We start from the raw sequence: 15254 nt of genomic DNA on the forward strand, positions 1-15254 counted from the left end.
TGTGGGGCGGCGGAATAGGAGGAAGGAACGTTAGATTTTGTTTCGTCTTCATATGAGAAGGGTAAATAATAAACAGACGTCCGGCAGGCGAAATATCATGCCCGCTGGCGTCTTCCCGTCAGCAGGACGGTGGATGAATACGTAAACGTTCCTGAATGATCAATTTGATGAAAAAGGAAGGGATTTATTATGGCTAAAACAACAAGCAACTCGAAAAATACGCAAACGAAATCGGTGGAAGAGCTATTAAACCGCCAGGTCGCTAACCTGAATGTACTATATGTGAAGATTCATAACTATCACTGGTATGTGAAAGGCTCCAATTTTTTCACACTCCATGTTAAATTTGAAGAACTTTATAATGAAATTACGCTAAAAATGGACGAGATCGCCGAACGCCTTCTGGCGCTGAAAGGTTCCCCTTCCGCAACGCTAAAAGAATATTTGGAGCTGTCCTCCATTCACGAGGCAAGTGGCAATGAGGATGCACCGAAAATGGTGCAAACGCTGATCGAGGACTTTGCCACTGTCTGTGAGGAATTCCAGGAAGGAATTGAGCTGGCTGAAAGTACATCTGATCAGCCAACCGCAGATTTGCTGATTGGTTATAAGGCAGATCTGGAGAAACATATGTGGATGCTTCGCTCTTATCTGGGCTAATCCAAAAAATGATGCTGGAGGCTTAATTCTGGTAGTTGAATTCCACTTCAAATAGATGGGTTTTTGTTCTGAAATAAGCGCTACATGTAAAAACGCTACTGACGTCAAATTGTCGGTAGCGTTTTTATGGATAAAAAGACAATTTACAGTATTTTAATGCTTTTTCATAGATCAGGATTTTGAAAAATTCGATTCCATTCGCTTATTGGATTTTAGCAAACTCCCAAATGGGAAGCGATTATGATTGGATATGCGGTATGATGAAGAATTACGCTATAATAAAAATAGGAGGCAGACAATCACGACAAGAGTGCTGAGTAGCATGAATATTTTATGAAGAAAGTCGCATAACGTGTGTCTATTGGTTGCACCCTTAAAGATATTTATTATAAAATAGCTTGAGAATCATTGAGAATCAGTTTAGAATGATTATAAATAAATTTTTAAATATTTCGTTTGCTTGAAATCAGGGGGCTCCCCTGTTTGAATATACTTTCTGATTTCGACACCACACTACTAATTTTGGAGGGTATTCCGAATATGGCTACAAACTTTAAAATTGAAGGTCTCAAAGCGACCATTGAAGGCAAGGAAATTCTGAAAGGCATCAACCTCGAAATGAAAGGCGGAGAAATCCATGCCATCATGGGTCCTAACGGAACGGGTAAAAGTACATTGGCTTCTGCTTTGATGGGGCATCCCAAATATGAAGTCACAGATGGCCAAGTAACTTTGGACGGAGAAGACGTTCTAGACATGGAAGTGGATGAGCGCGCACGTGCGGGATTGTTCCTGGCTATGCAATATCCGAGTGAAATTGCAGGGGTAACCAACTCCGACTTTTTGCGAAGTGCAATTAACGCACGCCGTGAAGAAGGACAGGAAATTTCCCTGATTAAATTTATCCGCCAAATGGAAAGCAAAATGAAGGAACTTGAAATGAATCCTGAGTTTGCTCACCGTTACCTAAATGAAGGTTTCTCCGGTGGTGAGAAAAAACGGAATGAAATTTTGCAAATGATGATGATCGATCCGAAAATCGTCATTCTTGACGAAATCGACTCTGGTTTGGATATTGACGCTTTGAGAATCGTGGCTAGTGGTGTCAATGCTATGCGTTCCGAAGAGCGCGGTTTCCTCATCATTACTCACTACCAGCGTCTGTTGAATTACGTCAAGCCAGATTTCGTACATGTCATGATGCAAGGACGTATCGTTAAATCCGGTGGACCTGAGCTGGCTGAGCGTCTGGAAGCGGACGGTTACGACTGGATCAAGGAAGAACTGGGTATCGTTGATGAAACTGTAGGACAAGAGGCGTAAGCCGGAAGCGAGGAGGAAAACTAATGAGTACACAAACAATCCTTCCGGTAGATTCCGAGCAACTGCGCGTTCTGTCCGAACGTAACGGCGAGCCGTCATGGCTGACCGCAGACAGACAAAAAGCACTTGAGCTTGCAGGCAAACTGGAGCTTCCGGTATTTGAAAAAACCAAAATCGAACGTTGGAATCTCAACGATTACGGTCAACATAAAAACAGCGAGGCGATTGCATCGGTGGGGCAGGTTCCCGCAGCGATTGCCGATCTGGTCAAAGAGCAGCAGGAGGGCGGTCTGATTATCCAGCGCAACTCCGGCGCGGTATATGTGAAGCTGAGCGAGGAACTGGCAGCGCAAGGCGTTATTTTCACGGATCTGCAAACGGCGGTTAAGGAGCATGGTGATTTAGTTAAAGCTCATCTGAATACGGTCATTAAGACGGACGAAAATTCATTGTCCGCGCTGCATGCAGCGCTTTGGAACGGTGGAGTATTCGCTTATGTGCCAAAGAATGTGGAGTTAAATGTTCCGCTTCAGGCTGTTTTCCTGACAGATGATGCGACAGCAACCTTTGCCCCTCACGTACTGCTCATTGCTGAAAGCCATAGCTCCGTAACGTACGTAGACAACTATGTATCTGCGGATTTGGCAGCACCTGTCATTCATAATGGCGCAGTAGAAGTGGTAGCGAATGCAGGAGCCAAGGTGCGTTATGCATCGGTGCATCAGCTTGGAGAGCAAGTAACGGATATTTCGATCCGCCGTGCTACGTTGGGTAATGACGCAGCTATTGAATGGATTGTCGGAGAAATGAACTACGGCAATACAGCGAGCAACACGATGTCCGTGCTGAAAGGCAACGGCTCCAACTCGGATGCCAAGATTATTGCTGTAGGCTCTGGCTCGCAAAAGCTGAACTATACGACACAAGCACAGCATTTTGGCAAAAATTCAGCCAGTCAGATGATTACACGCGCAGTTATGCGTGAAAATGCATCTTCCATTATTAACGGTATTACGAAAATTGAAAAAGGTGCTACCAAAGCAGACGGTCAGCAAACAGAACGTGTTCTTATGCTTAGCCCGAAAGCGCGTGGTGACGCTAACCCAATCCTGCTGATTGATGAGGATGATGTGACCGCAGGTCACGCAGCTTCGGTCGGTCAGGTGAATCGTGAACAAGTGTATTACTTGATGTCCCGCGGGATTAGCCGTGCAGAAGCTGAACGCTTGATTATTTATGGCTTCCTGGCACCTGTCGTTTCTGAAATTCCGCTCGAAGGACTTCAACAGCAGCTGCAAAGCCTTGTTGAAAGGAAGTTAGGCCAATGAATACTGCATTGATCCGTGAACAATTCCCGATTTTACATCAGGAGATTAACGGTCATCCGCTGGTTTATTTGGATAATGCGGCCACTTCGCAAAAACCGCTGGCGGTCATCGAGGCGATCAAGCATTACTACGAATATGATAATTCGAACGTTCATCGTGGAGTGCATACCTTAGGTAGTCGTGCTACGGATGCTTATGAAGGTGCGCGGGAGAAGGTAGCCCGCTTTCTGAATGCGAAGCGCAGCCAGGAAATTATTTTTACAAGAGGAACGACAACGGCGCTGAATCTGGTTGCTTCTTCCTATGGCAGAGCCAACTGTCAGGAAGGTGATGAGATTGTCATCACACCGATGGAGCATCACAGCAATCTGATTCCGTGGCAGCAGGTAGCCAAAGCCACAGGCGCAACTTTAAAATATATCCCGCTTCAAGAGGACGGTAGCGTTGATCTTGCTGACGTGGAGAATACCATCACTGAAAACACAAAAATTGTAGCGATCACGCATGTCTCCAATGTGCTTGGTGTTGTGAACCCGGTCAAGGAGATTGCCGCTATTGCCCATCGCAAAGGTGCGATCATCGTCGTAGATGGTGCGCAAAGCACGCCACATATGAAAGTAGACGTACAAGATATAGATGCTGATTTCTATGCCTTTTCGGGTCACAAAATGTGTGGTCCTACAGGGATCGGGGCATTGTACGGCAAAAAGGCGCTGCTGGAAAACATGGAGCCGATTGAGTTCGGCGGGGAAATGATCGACGATGTGGGATTGTATGAATCCACATGGAAGGAGCTGCCTTGGAAATTCGAAGGCGGAACCCCGATCATTGCCGGAGCTGTCGGCTTGGGAGCTGCCATTGATTTTCTGGAAAGCATCGGATTGGACGCAATTGCACAGCATGAAAGCCGTCTGGCCAACTATGCTCTCAAACGTCTCCGTGAAGTGGATGGCTTGACGATTTACGGTCCTGCTGAACGTCATGTGGGACTCGTAACATTCAATCTGGATGATGTACATCCGCATGATGTAGCGACCGTGCTGGATAGTAAAGGGGTAGCTGTACGTGCAGGCCACCATTGCTGCCAGCCATTGATGCGCTGGTTGAAAGCCAGTGCAACGGCGCGAGCCAGCTTTTACCTCTATAACACGGAAGAGGAAGTCGATGTTTTGATCAGCGCCTTAATCCAAACGAAGGAGTATTTTGGCGATGCAACTTGATGACTTGTACCGACGTGTAATTATGGATCATTATAAAAATCCGCGGAATCGCGGACGTTTTGAGGATGACGCGGTCACGGTGGATTTGAACAATCCTACATGTGGCGACCGGATTTCTCTTCAGCTTAAGACGAAGGACGGCGTCGTCGAGGATGCCCGTTTTACAGGGGAAGGCTGTTCAATCAGTATGTCCTCGGCTTCGATGATGACAGAGGCGGTTAAGGGAAAAACGATTGATCAGGCGCTGGATATGGCGAGTCGCTTCTCTTCTCTGATGAAGGGTGAAGCCGTCGAGTTCGACGATTATGAAGAGCTGGAAGCTTTGTCAGGTGTCAATAAGTTCCCGGCCCGTATCAAATGTGCGACTTTGGCTTGGAACGCGCTGCGCAAAGGAATAGATGAAGAATAATAATTTTACTAGAATAGAGGAGGTTTGAGAAACATGGCCAAGAAAGCACCGGAAATGGAAGAGTATAAATATGGCTTTCGTGACGAGCACAAATCCATTTTCCAAACAGGTAAGGGTCTCACTCCGGAAATCGTAAAGGAAATCTCCAAAATTAAGGATGAGCCAGAATGGATGCTGGAATTCCGTCTGAAAGCACTAAAACAGTTTGAAAAAATGCCTATGCCAAACTGGGGCGGGGACATGAATGAGCTGGATTTCAACGATATCCAGTATTATGTAAGACCTTCCGAGAAGCAAGGGAAAACGTGGGAAGAGGTTCCTACAGAAATTAAGGAAACCTTTGATAAACTGGGGATTCCTGAAGCGGAGCAAAAGTTTCTGGCTGGTGTATCCGCACAGTATGAATCCGAGGTTGTTTACCATAGCATGCAAAAGGAGCTGGAAGATCAGGGCGTTATTTTCATGGACACCGATACGGCGCTGCGTGAGCATCCTGAAATTCTGAAAGAGTATTTTGCGACAGTTGTACCTCCTGCGGACAACAAGTTTGCAGCACTGAACAGTGCGGTATGGTCAGGCGGAAGCTTTATCTATGTACCGAAGGGTGTAAAATGTGAAGTTCCATTGCAGGCTTACTTCCGTATTAACTCGGAAAATATGGGACAATTCGAGCGTACGCTCATTATTGCCGACGAAGACAGCTTCGTGCATTATGTAGAAGGCTGTACGGCTCCGATTTATAGCACGAACTCGCTGCATAGCGCCGTGGTGGAAATCATTTGTAAGAAAAACGCGCGTGTTCGTTACACAACGATCCAAAACTGGGCGCCAAACATCTACAATCTGGTGACCAAACGTGCGGTTGCAGAAGAAAATGCAACGATGGAATGGGTCGATGGTAACATCGGTTCCAAGCTGACGATGAAATATCCGGCGGTTGTACTGAAAGGCCGTGGAGCTAAAGGTATGGTCTTGTCCATTGCAGTTGCAGGCAAGGGCCAGCATCAGGATGCAGGGGCGAAAATGATCCACTTGGCACCTGATACGACATCGACGATTGTATCCAAGTCCATCAGTAAGCATGGCGGTAAAGTAACGTATCGCGGACTGGCTTCATTCGGTCGTCAGGCTCAAGGGGCAAAATCGAATATCAAGTGTGATACGTTGATTTTGGATAATCAATCGACCTCGGATACAATTCCTTATAATGAAATCATGAACGACGATATTACGCTGGAGCACGAAGCAACGGTTTCCAAGGTATCGGAGGATCAGTTGTTCTATCTGATGAGTCGTGGCCTGACCGAAGCGGAAGCGACACAAATGATCGTTATGGGCTTTATCGAGCCGTTCACCAAAGAACTGCCGATGGAGTACGCGGTCGAGATGAATCGTTTGATCAAGTTTGAAATGGAAGGTTCCATAGGATAATTCTCGCTTTACGAGGGTTTTGTTGGGGCTGAGCCATGATGCGATGATGTTTATCAGGCGTTTGTCCGTAACATAAAAAGAGACTGTCCTTCGTAGGGAAGAACCTGCGGATCAAGGACAGTCTCTTTTTATTCGCGTAGTCTGTGTATGAGCAGAACGAGTTCGCAGATTAGGATTCCAGATAAATTTCATCAATGGATACATGTCGCTCTTTGGACAAGTCTATATACTCATTTTCATTAATTTTCACTAAAGGTCTGAAATAATCGGCAGGATTGTTCAAAATAATCGTTCCCGTCTGACCCGAAGTCAGAAGGACCTGCTTGTTTATAAAGTTCGGAAGCATATGCCGGATGAAGACTTGGGTGGCTTCCGGGTTCAGAAGTCCGAAGCTCATGCTGTGCAGCTCGCGCAGTACGGTGAGCAGCTCCTGCTTCGTCTGGTACACACGGTTGGAGATCATAGCGCTATATACGTCTGCAACTGCCGTAATACTGGCGAAAGGATGAATATCCTTCTTGAACAGTCCGTTCGGGTATCCGCTTCCATCTTCTCTTTCGTGATGCTGCAGGGCGACGATTGCCGAAATCTCATCACTTGTTGAGTTGCGAATGATATCATAGCCGTAGAGGGAATGTTTTTTCATTTCCTTAAATTCTTCAGGCGTCAGCTTACCAGGTTTATTCAAAATCTCATCCGGTATCATGGACTTGCCTATATCGTGTAAATATCCGGCTTTACCAGCGGTATAGGCCTCTTCTTCTGTATATCCAAGCCATGTGGCAATGTAATATGACAGTACACCCACTTGGAGAGAATGATTGTACGTATAGTGATCTCCCCGTTCCATGATGAGCAGCAGAGATACGACATCTTTTTGATGAGCCAGCTCTGAAACGAGGGGGCTGAGCAGCTCATCGACTCGAGATTCATCAAATTTGCCGGTTGAGGCAGCTTTGAGAAACATGCTTTCAAAACCATGAATAGTCTGCTCCATGAGGGGAACGGCACGTTTAAGGGATTCGGGAGAAGCGGGAACATCGGGGGCAAAGTCAACCGGAATACTCGCTGAACCGGCATCAATGTCGATGTACTCAACACCATGCATGATGAGCTTGGAGATATCGTCGTGCTGAAGCTGGGTACCCCGAATCATGACGGGTACACCGTGTTCATTGTATGTATCGGATCTGAGAAGATCTCCTGGCTTGGCATCGGTAACGTGAACTCTCATGCGCTTAACCTCCTTATTGTCGTAAATTTGTCGAAAATACGAAGCAAACCTAATATATCAAGAATAATATGGGATGACAACGACTAATTCACTATTATTCCTAGCTGTAAAATAGGTCCCAGGAACCCGTCTCTTCTCAGAGGCATACGAGGCATTGTGACTTTGCTTCTCCCGTGCCTGTATCTTGAGACAACACAGTAGCTAAATTGTCAGTTGTAGCGCCCCCCCACTGACATGTACCATAATGGGAAATAACATGGTATGCTTAAACATTAGAAGCAACAGAGTCGATATATAAACTATAGAGGAGGGCGGTTATGGAGATGACGACGCAGCAAACGTTAACCATTTTGCATACCAATGATATACATAGTCATTTTGGCAGTATGCCTTCGATAGCCGCGATGATTAAAGAACGGAGAGCCACATCAGGAGATACGCTGCTTGCGCTGGATATGGGAGATCACATGGACCGGATGGCCCCCGAAACGGAAGGAACGCTGGGTGGGGCAAATGTGGATGTGATCAATCTAACAGGATATGATGCGATTACGATCGGTAATAACGAAGGACTGACGTTTACCCCGGATATTCTTGAACAGGCCTATGCGGGAATTCACTGCCCGGTCGTATGCGGCAATATGATAGAGAGTGCCACGGGGGTAAGACCATCGTGGATGAAGGAATCTCTGATTTTGGACAAAGCAGGGATCAAGGTCGGTTTGCTTGGCGTGACGGCTCCTTTCGGCGAGTTCTATCAATTGCTGGGCTGGGATGCACTCGATCCGTTTGAGGTATTGGACGAGCAAATTCTGTCCCTGAGAAAGCAGGTTGATGTTCTGGCTGTGATGTCGCATTTGGGTTTACCTTCGGATAAGAAACTGGCATCGCGGTTTCCTGAGATTGACGTGATTCTTGGAGGGCATACCCATCATGTGCTGGAGGAACCGCTGTGGATCGGAAGCACAGCTCTATGTGGGGCTGGCAAGTATGGAACGCTACTGGGTGAAGTGGCGCTAAGCCGCAACAGTAGTCATGAGCCATTTCGGGTTACGTCAGGCGGCGTAGTTCCTGTAGATCACACACTGCTGGACGAAAAGGTGGCATCTGCCATTGTACTGCATCGCAGACAGGCAGAACGTGCCATGGAGAGTACGGTGGCGGTGGCGAATCGTAAGCTGGAGATTGCGTATGATCGTGAGTCTCCTTTCGGAAATTTGCTGGCACAATCGGTGTCACATTTTACGGGAACCGCTATTTCTCTTGTGAATGCGGGCCAACTGCTTGGCCCTTTACCTCAAGGTGATATCAGCAAAGGAATGCTGCATTCCTTATGCCCTTCGCCAATTAATACCTGTGTCATGAAGCTGTGGGGAAGAGACATCCGGCTGGCGCTGGAGCAGTCCTTGCTACCGGAATTTGCGGACAAGAAAATAACGGGATTTGGCTTTAGAGGTAAAGTGCTTGGTACGATGTGTGTGGAAGGTCTGGAGATTCAATATGATCCGGCACGCGTTCCTTATGATAAAGTGACGGATATACGTGTAGCGGGTCGTTTATTGGAAGAAGATGAGCAATATGCGGTAGGCACGTTGGATATGTTCACTTTCAGAGCAGGTTATGAAGTGCTTGCGAACGGAACGGAACTCCGATTTATGCTTCCAGAATTTTTGCGGGATTTGATTGAAATGGAGTTGAAGCGTCCGGGCGCGATGGAAGAGTGTTTTGCAGCTAGGTGGCTTCAGGTATCACAACAATCGGGAGAGGATTAAGTTGCGACTGGTACCTGTTACATTATTAAGAGCCGGCATGAAGCTGGGCAAAAAAATATACAATGAAAATGGAATGGTGCTGCTCTCGGAGGATGTTGAGCTTACTTCGCGGTTGATTGAACGTCTAGGTCAAGTCGGAATTGGATATGTATACATTGAGGATGCGGTGACCGAAGATATCGTAATTCCCGAGATGATCCATGAACAGACGAGGAAGATGGCGCTACAGGAGATCAAGAAGCAGTTTCAGGGTCTGTCATCCTACTCCGTAGATCATAAGCACCAATACTTTGGCAAGTCATTTTATAAGGTGATGGAGTCCATTCTGGACGATATCGGAGGCCGTCAGGATGCCGTCATTATGCTGATGGATATCGGGGCGGCAGATCAGGATCTGTATCATCATTCATTGAATGTATGTCTGTATTCACTTGTACTGGGAATATCCAACGGATACAATAACAACCAGCTTATGGAGCTGGGCATAGGTTCACTATTGCACGATATTGGTAAAATGAAAATTTCACCTCAAGTGCTCTATAAGCCGGGCAAATTGACGGACGAGGAATACGAGCATATGAAAACGCACACGGTGATCGGCTATAAGCTGCTTAAAGACGAACCGGGGATTCCCCTGCTGTCGGCTCACTGTGCATTACAGCATCATGAACGTATCGACGGCAGCGGATATCCGAATGGCTGGAAGAAGGACCAAATCCACGAATACGCCAAATGGATTGGTCTGGCAGACTCATATGATGCGATGACAGCAAGTCGAATATATAAGCAGCCATTGTTGCCCTATGAAGCAATGGAGGTGCTGTATGCCGGTGCGGGCACGTTGTATGAGCAACGGATGCTGGAGGCATTCCGCGATTGTGTAGCTATATACCCGCTGGGGCTCTCCGTAATGCTCAATACAGGGGAAGAAGGGGTTGTGGTGCGTATACACTCCAAAATCCCGCAAAGGCCTGTTATTCGCATTGTGAGGGATCGCGATGGGCAGGAACTGAAAGCGCCTTACGATGTGGATCTGTCCGTATCTCTTTCGGTGATGATTACCAACACTCTGGGTGCTACGGCTAACCCCCTTGGAGCAGTTCACGTGGATTAGCAGATGAAGTGGAAGAAATCATGCAGACACTTTACACATCATGATATGATATTCATACGTCTTTTGAGGTTAATAACAGAAATAAGGTGAAAAATAATGACAGTTCTACAAAACAACACACTTCCACAAATATCGCCAGCGTATGATCCATGGGACCCGATTGTTTCGCTGCGTACACATGGCCGTCATTTGCTGACAAGTGTGGAAATGACCGTGACACATCTGTGCAATATGCGCTGTGAGCACTGTGCTGTGGGCGACATGCTTGTTATGAAGGAGGCTCCCTTCCTCCCATTAGATCTGATGCTGAAACGACTGGATGAAGTCGAGCATCTGGAGACGATCAGTATGACAGGCGGAGAACCCGCTTTGCTCGATAAAACGGTGGACGAAGTGATCGTTCCGCTGCTGAAATATGCCAAAGAGCGTGGCATTCGCTCGCAAATCAACTCCAACCTGACCTTGGATATCCGTAGATATGAGAAGATGCTTCCCTATCTGGATGTCATGCATATATCGTTTAACTATTTGAATGCCGACGATTTTTATGAAGTGGGCTTTGCAAATACCGGACGTCCGACCCCTCGCGCGGGGGCTGTTCGCCTTTATGAGAAAATGGTGGAAAATGCCCGCAAGCTGAGCGAAATGGGGATGTTCATTTCTGCCGAATCCATGATTAATTACCGCACACACACGAAGCTGGATGGTATTCATCAATTGATTAATGAAATGGGCTGTCAAAGGCATGAGGTTCATCCGATGTATGCATCGAATTTTGCCTCTGCCTTGCCTGTCCTTTCACTTGACGATATGCGCAGCTCTATTCATAAGCTGCTGGATGTGCGTAATCAGGATATGTGGATGCTGTTTGGTACGCTCCCGTTCTTTGCTTGTTCAGATCGAGAGGAAGACCGCAAGCTGCTTCGCCGACTGCGTCAGGAACCGAATATTACGGTGCGTAATGATCCGGACGGAAGAAACCGCGTAAATGTGAATATGTTCACGGGCAGCGTATATGTGACGGATTTCGCAGACATTCCGGCTTTCGGAAATATTCAGGAGCGCGGTCTGGACGATATTTTCGGTGAATGGCTGAATGAGCATCCGTTGAATCAGTCCGTGAACTGTCATTGTGATGCCGCTGCCTGCTGCGGACCGAATCTGCTTGTAGCGGATATGTATTACAAGGGAGTCGATTTTAAATCCAGAAAAGCATTACAACTATGAGCATTTTGCATAAATCCAAATTAGCGACTTTCAATCATACCATGGAGCGTTGCAAGTCAAATGATGCAAAATGCAAACTATAGAAATGGGGAGTTTGTATTGGAAGGTCATACCGAGTTTCATTGGGGATTGCTAACGGTGAATCTTCTTTTGGTACTGCTGCTCGTCTTTCTGAACGGTGTATTTGTGGCGGCGGAATTTTCGCTGGTCAAAATGCGCCAATCCCGATTGACGCAGCTCCAAAGTGAGGGGCATCGGATGGCAGGCTATGCGTTAAAGGTAAACCAGAAGCTGGATGCGTATTTGTCCGCCACCCAATTAGGCATTACGCTGGCTTCATTGGGCTTGGGCTGGATTGGTGAACCAGCAATATCCGGCTACCTGATCGAGCCACTCATGCACAAACTCGGTGTAACTGACAGTACACTGATTACAACGGTATCCGTTGTCGTCGGATTTTGCGTGATTACCTTTTTGCATATTGTACTGGGTGAGCTGGCTCCAAAGTCTTTGGCCATCCAGAAAACCGAAGGTGTGGCCTTGTTTTTATCCGCTCCTTTGCTGCTTTTTTACAAGATCTTTTTGCCCGTCATCTGGGTGCTGAACGCTGCTGCCAATTTGTTATTACGGGCGTTCGGTATCCAGCCTGCAAGTGAAGCGGAAGCGGCGCATTCGGAGGAAGAGATCCGTATCTTGATGAATCAGAGCGCCAAAAGCGGTGTTATTGATAAAGACGAAATCAAGCTGATGGACAATATTTTTGATTTTTCCGATTTGCTGGCCCGTGAAATTATGCTTCCACGTACGGATATGGACTGCTTGTATACGAATTTATCGTATAAGGAAAATCTGAAAATCATTAGTGATACCAAGCATTCTCGCTACCCGGTAGCGGTTGAGGATAAGGACCAGATTATCGGCTTTGTTCATATTACAGATTTTCTGTTGGCAGAGCAGGGCGAGCAATTGGATCTGGCCTCGGTGGTGCGTCCTATTTTGAATGTGCCAGAATCTATGGAAGTGAGTCACGTACTGCGTCTTATGCAGAAAAAACATTCCCAGATGACTCTCGTGGTCGATGAGTACGGCGGAACAGCCGGGCTGCTGACAGCGGAGGAAATATTGGAGGAAATCGTCGGGGATCTCTACGATGAATTTGAGGATGAACGCCCGAGCGTGGAGATTAAGGATAACCTCATTTCGGTGGACGGCCGAATGCTCATTGAGGATGTCAACGATCTGACCGGGGTGAACATTGAAGACGATGAAGTGGATTCCATCGGGGGCTGGCTGTTTAAAGAACTGGAGGGCAGCCCGGTGAAGGGGAAAAAGATTGAGTTCTATAACCTGACCTTTGAGGTGGAGGAAGCGACAAGGCTTCGTATTATGAGAGTAAGGATTCACCGCCAGCCTGACCCTGTGATCGAAGATGAACTTTCTACCAATGAAACCTAACCTGATCCATAGATATGATTAGGTTTAGTTTCGGTATGAAAGCTATTATAGAGTGTAAAAGCAAGAGCCTTTATTTCCACGTTATCGTGGTTTTGAAGGTTCTTTTTTATCTGTAATTTTGTGTTCGAGATTTGGGCCATGCAGCATATGATGAATAGTAAAGCAGTTGGATCAACTAAAGGAGGTCCCGGCCCGTGAAATTTCCACAGCAAGGTGAGTTTGCCCCGTTTGTCGGTCCGTTCGATCCGTGCCCGCCCGTTTTGTGCAAAACCTTTGTGCTGCCACCGAACCTGTTTGTACAATTTCAGCCCCCAGGTCTACCTCAATTCAGTCCGGAGGAGGCACTAAGGAAGGGAACGCTGTGGCCCTTATTGTACAGCCCTTATGACTGTAGGAGAAACCAGGGGGGAGGCGAGTAAAATGGATTATCCAAATCAAGGTCAGGCCCAAAACCAGCCTCAGCATCGAAACCAGATTGAGAACCAGCAGCAGAGCCCGTACCAAAGCCCCTTTGCAAACCCGTATCAACAGCAAGACCATACTGAGGGCTACAATCAGAACGACAGAAACCCGTACCAAGGCTATGCGCCTCAGACCAAGCCGGGTGATGCACAGTTTTATGCGCTGCTGGAGAAGCTGCAGACGGTGGATTTTGTATTGGTGGAACTGAATTTGTATCTCAATACGCACCCGGATGATTTACAGGCTATCGAACAGTTCAATAAGCTGACGCAGGAAAGGACGGGGATTGCCAATGAGTACCAGCTCCTGTACGGACCTCTGCAAAATTTTGGCCGTGCCTATTCCAAGTACCCTTGGGAATGGAGCCAATCCCCTTGGCCGTGGCAGGTATAGGTAGGTACAACCTTTTATAAAGGAGGAACATGAATGTGGGTATATGAGAAAAAGCTGCAATATCCCGTACGTGTCAGCAAATGTGATCCTCATATGGCCAAATTGCTCATGGAGCAGTATGGCGGGGCGGATGGCGAGCTGGCGGCGGCTTTGCGGTATCTGAATCAGCGGTATACGATTCCCGATAAGGTGATCGGCGTACTTAATGATATAGGTACGGAAGAATTTGCGCACCTCGAAATGATTGCGACTATGATTTACAAGCTGACCAAAGATGCGAGTGTAGAGCAAATGAAGGCGGCGGGGCTGGGAGAATATTATGCGGCACATGATCATGCGCTGTATTATCAAAGCGCAGGCGGAGTTCCTTTTTCAGCGACCTATTTTCAAGCCAAGGGCGATCCAATCGCGGATTTGTATGAGGATATTGCGGCAGAGGAAAAGGCGAGAGCTACATATCAGTGGCTGATTGATTTGACAGATGATGTGGATTTGCAGGATAGTCTGAAGTTTCTGCGTGAACGCGAGATCATCCATTCGCTCCGTTTCCACGAGTCTGTGGAAATTTTGAAGGGGGAACGAGACAGGAAGAAAGTATTTTAATGGAAGCATTGTGAATGTCTCTTGGGTAAGCGAAAGCTTGCAGGAGACATTTTTCTTTTGAAGAAATTGTGATTTTTACGAAGGGCACTTCAGCATGGAAGCGCCCTTCATGTTGTCTAGTTTATCTAGGTGAACAGAAATAATCTCATGAAACAGATCAGGCAGAAACTGAGCCAGTTGCAGATTCGTGACATCTTAATTAAGTCGGATGATGGTTAGTGACGCTCCTGTTGCGCCCCCTCCAATTAGGGTAGCTGCACCTACGGCCCCGAAAAATTGTACGCTGACGGTTGTTGCGGCGGCTACGTTAACGATAACGTCATTGATGTAAGAAGACAGGGAGACCACAGGCGAAAGGACGGAGCCTGGAGCTTGCACGCCATTAATAAGCAAACGGCTGCTCAGAAGAAGACCAACTGTTGTATTCAGCTCATAGTTGATGTAGTAGGTTCCGGCGTTCGCCAGGGTCACTACATCATTTGTTCCGTTAATGGTAATGCTTCCGCTCAGCGTCTGAGGCGGGCCTGGAAAAGTCACATTCGTTCCGCCAAGCAGAACGGTAATCAGTCCGCCCGTTGTATTCGCTACAAAAGCATTCGTAGCGGTGATATTGATACCTGTGG

General features: G+C 47.1%; 15 protein-coding genes. 13 read left to right on the top strand and 2 right to left on the bottom strand.

All coding sequences use genetic code 11. The features are described 5' to 3' along the window. Positions 1-189: 189 nt before the first annotated feature. The 6 genes from C1I60_RS14620 (at position 190) to sufB (ending at position 6371) form a co-directional block, all read left to right on the top strand. Positions 190-660 carry a Dps family protein gene (locus C1I60_RS14620; RefSeq protein WP_137062398.1) on the top strand — a complete coding sequence of 157 codons (471 nt, stop codon included), beginning with the start codon at positions 190-192 and terminating at the stop codon, positions 658-660. 540 nt (positions 661-1200) lie between these two features. Then, positions 1201-1983, top strand: coding sequence for a Fe-S cluster assembly ATPase SufC (gene sufC, locus C1I60_RS14625; RefSeq protein ID WP_014280665.1), 783 nt, complete (start codon positions 1201-1203; stop codon positions 1981-1983). A 23-nt stretch (positions 1984-2006) separates the two neighbouring features. Continuing rightward, on the top strand, positions 2007-3311 hold the full coding sequence (gene sufD, locus C1I60_RS14630; protein ID WP_137062399.1) for a Fe-S cluster assembly protein SufD: 1305 nt from the start codon (positions 2007-2009) through the stop codon (positions 3309-3311). Next, positions 3308-4531 carry a cysteine desulfurase gene (locus tag C1I60_RS14635; protein WP_137062400.1) on the top strand — a complete coding sequence of 408 codons (1224 nt, stop codon included), beginning with the start codon at positions 3308-3310 and terminating at the stop codon, positions 4529-4531. Before sufD ends, C1I60_RS14635 begins: the two co-directional genes overlap by 4 nt. Continuing rightward, positions 4521-4940, top strand: a complete 420-nt coding sequence (gene sufU / locus C1I60_RS14640) for a Fe-S cluster assembly sulfur transfer protein SufU (protein ID WP_137062401.1) — start codon at positions 4521-4523, stop codon at positions 4938-4940. The genes C1I60_RS14635 and sufU overlap by 11 nt, the downstream gene beginning before the upstream one ends. Positions 4941-4973: 33 nt before the next feature. Further along, positions 4974-6371, top strand: a complete 1398-nt coding sequence (sufB, locus tag C1I60_RS14645; RefSeq protein ID WP_137062402.1) for a Fe-S cluster assembly protein SufB — start codon at positions 4974-4976, stop codon at positions 6369-6371. A 169-nt stretch (positions 6372-6540) separates the two neighbouring features. Here the strand turns inward: sufB and C1I60_RS14650 are convergent, their stop codons facing one another. Continuing rightward, a complete protein-coding gene (locus C1I60_RS14650) occupies positions 6541-7605 on the bottom strand; it encodes an HD-GYP domain-containing protein (RefSeq protein ID WP_137062403.1) in 1065 nt (354 codons plus the stop codon). Between the two features lie 317 nt (positions 7606-7922). On the opposite strand from C1I60_RS14650, the gene C1I60_RS14655 reads away from it, so the two are divergent. From C1I60_RS14655 to C1I60_RS14685, 7 genes are all read left to right on the top strand, one after another. Then, positions 7923-9377: a bifunctional metallophosphatase/5'-nucleotidase gene (locus C1I60_RS14655; RefSeq protein ID WP_137062404.1), complete on the top strand. Its 1455-nt coding sequence runs from the start codon at positions 7923-7925 to the stop codon at positions 9375-9377. Continuing rightward, entirely contained in the window at positions 9331-10491 is a 1161-nt protein-coding gene (locus C1I60_RS14660; protein WP_137062405.1) for an HD-GYP domain-containing protein, read from the top strand. The genes C1I60_RS14655 and C1I60_RS14660 overlap by 47 nt, the downstream gene beginning before the upstream one ends. A 96-nt stretch (positions 10492-10587) precedes the next feature. Further along, positions 10588-11718 (top strand): radical SAM/CxCxxxxC motif protein YfkAB, encoded by a 1131-nt coding sequence (gene yfkAB / locus C1I60_RS14665; RefSeq protein ID WP_137062406.1) that lies wholly within the window; start codon positions 10588-10590, stop codon positions 11716-11718. Positions 11719-11817: 99 nt separating this feature from the next. After that, positions 11818-13173, top strand: coding sequence for a hemolysin family protein (locus C1I60_RS14670; protein WP_137062419.1), 1356 nt, complete (start codon positions 11818-11820; stop codon positions 13171-13173). Between the two features lie 194 nt (positions 13174-13367). Beyond that, positions 13368-13592, top strand: a complete 225-nt coding sequence (locus C1I60_RS14675; RefSeq protein ID WP_137062407.1) for a spore coat associated protein CotJA — start codon at positions 13368-13370, stop codon at positions 13590-13592. Position 13593: 1 nt separating this feature from the next. Continuing rightward, a complete protein-coding gene (locus tag C1I60_RS25655; protein ID WP_137062408.1) occupies positions 13594-14028 on the top strand; it encodes a spore coat protein CotJB in 435 nt (144 codons plus the stop codon). 33 nt (positions 14029-14061) lie between these two features. Beyond that, on the top strand, positions 14062-14631 hold the full coding sequence (locus tag C1I60_RS14685) for a manganese catalase family protein (protein WP_137062409.1): 570 nt from the start codon (positions 14062-14064) through the stop codon (positions 14629-14631). Positions 14632-14826: 195 nt separating this feature from the next. On the opposite strand, the gene C1I60_RS25660 is transcribed toward C1I60_RS14685, so the two are convergent. Continuing rightward, positions 14827-15254 (bottom strand): BclA C-terminal domain-containing protein (locus C1I60_RS25660; RefSeq protein WP_434784398.1); only part of this gene is annotated, 428 nt, incomplete at its 5' end.

It is taken from the genome of Paenibacillus terrae (assembly GCF_005217525.1).
GTDB classification, from domain to species: domain Bacteria; phylum Bacillota; class Bacilli; order Paenibacillales; family Paenibacillaceae; genus Paenibacillus; species Paenibacillus terrae_C.

Excerpts from the sequence above, each read along its gene's own strand:
- yfkAB (WP_137062406.1), top strand. The coding sequence starts at position 10,588 with ATGACAGTTCTACAAAACAACACACTTCCACAAATATCGCCAGCGTAT.
- sufB (WP_137062402.1), top strand. The coding sequence starts at position 4,974 with ATGGCCAAGAAAGCACCGGAAATGGAAGAGTATAAATATGGCTTTCGT.
- C1I60_RS14655 (WP_137062404.1), top strand. The coding sequence starts at position 7,923 with ATGGAGATGACGACGCAGCAAACGTTAACCATTTTGCATACCAATGAT.
- sufD (WP_137062399.1), top strand. The coding sequence starts at position 2,007 with ATGAGTACACAAACAATCCTTCCGGTAGATTCCGAGCAACTGCGCGTT.
- C1I60_RS14650 (WP_137062403.1), bottom strand. The coding sequence starts at position 7,605 with ATGAGAGTTCACGTTACCGATGCCAAGCCAGGAGATCTTCTCAGATCC.
- C1I60_RS14620 (WP_137062398.1), top strand. The coding sequence starts at position 190 with ATGGCTAAAACAACAAGCAACTCGAAAAATACGCAAACGAAATCGGTG.
- C1I60_RS25655 (WP_137062408.1), top strand. The coding sequence starts at position 13,594 with ATGGATTATCCAAATCAAGGTCAGGCCCAAAACCAGCCTCAGCATCGA.
- C1I60_RS14635 (WP_137062400.1), top strand. The coding sequence starts at position 3,308 with ATGAATACTGCATTGATCCGTGAACAATTCCCGATTTTACATCAGGAG.
- sufU (WP_137062401.1), top strand. The coding sequence starts at position 4,521 with ATGCAACTTGATGACTTGTACCGACGTGTAATTATGGATCATTATAAA.
- C1I60_RS14685 (WP_137062409.1), top strand. The coding sequence starts at position 14,062 with ATGTGGGTATATGAGAAAAAGCTGCAATATCCCGTACGTGTCAGCAAA.
- sufC (WP_014280665.1), top strand. The coding sequence starts at position 1,201 with ATGGCTACAAACTTTAAAATTGAAGGTCTCAAAGCGACCATTGAAGGC.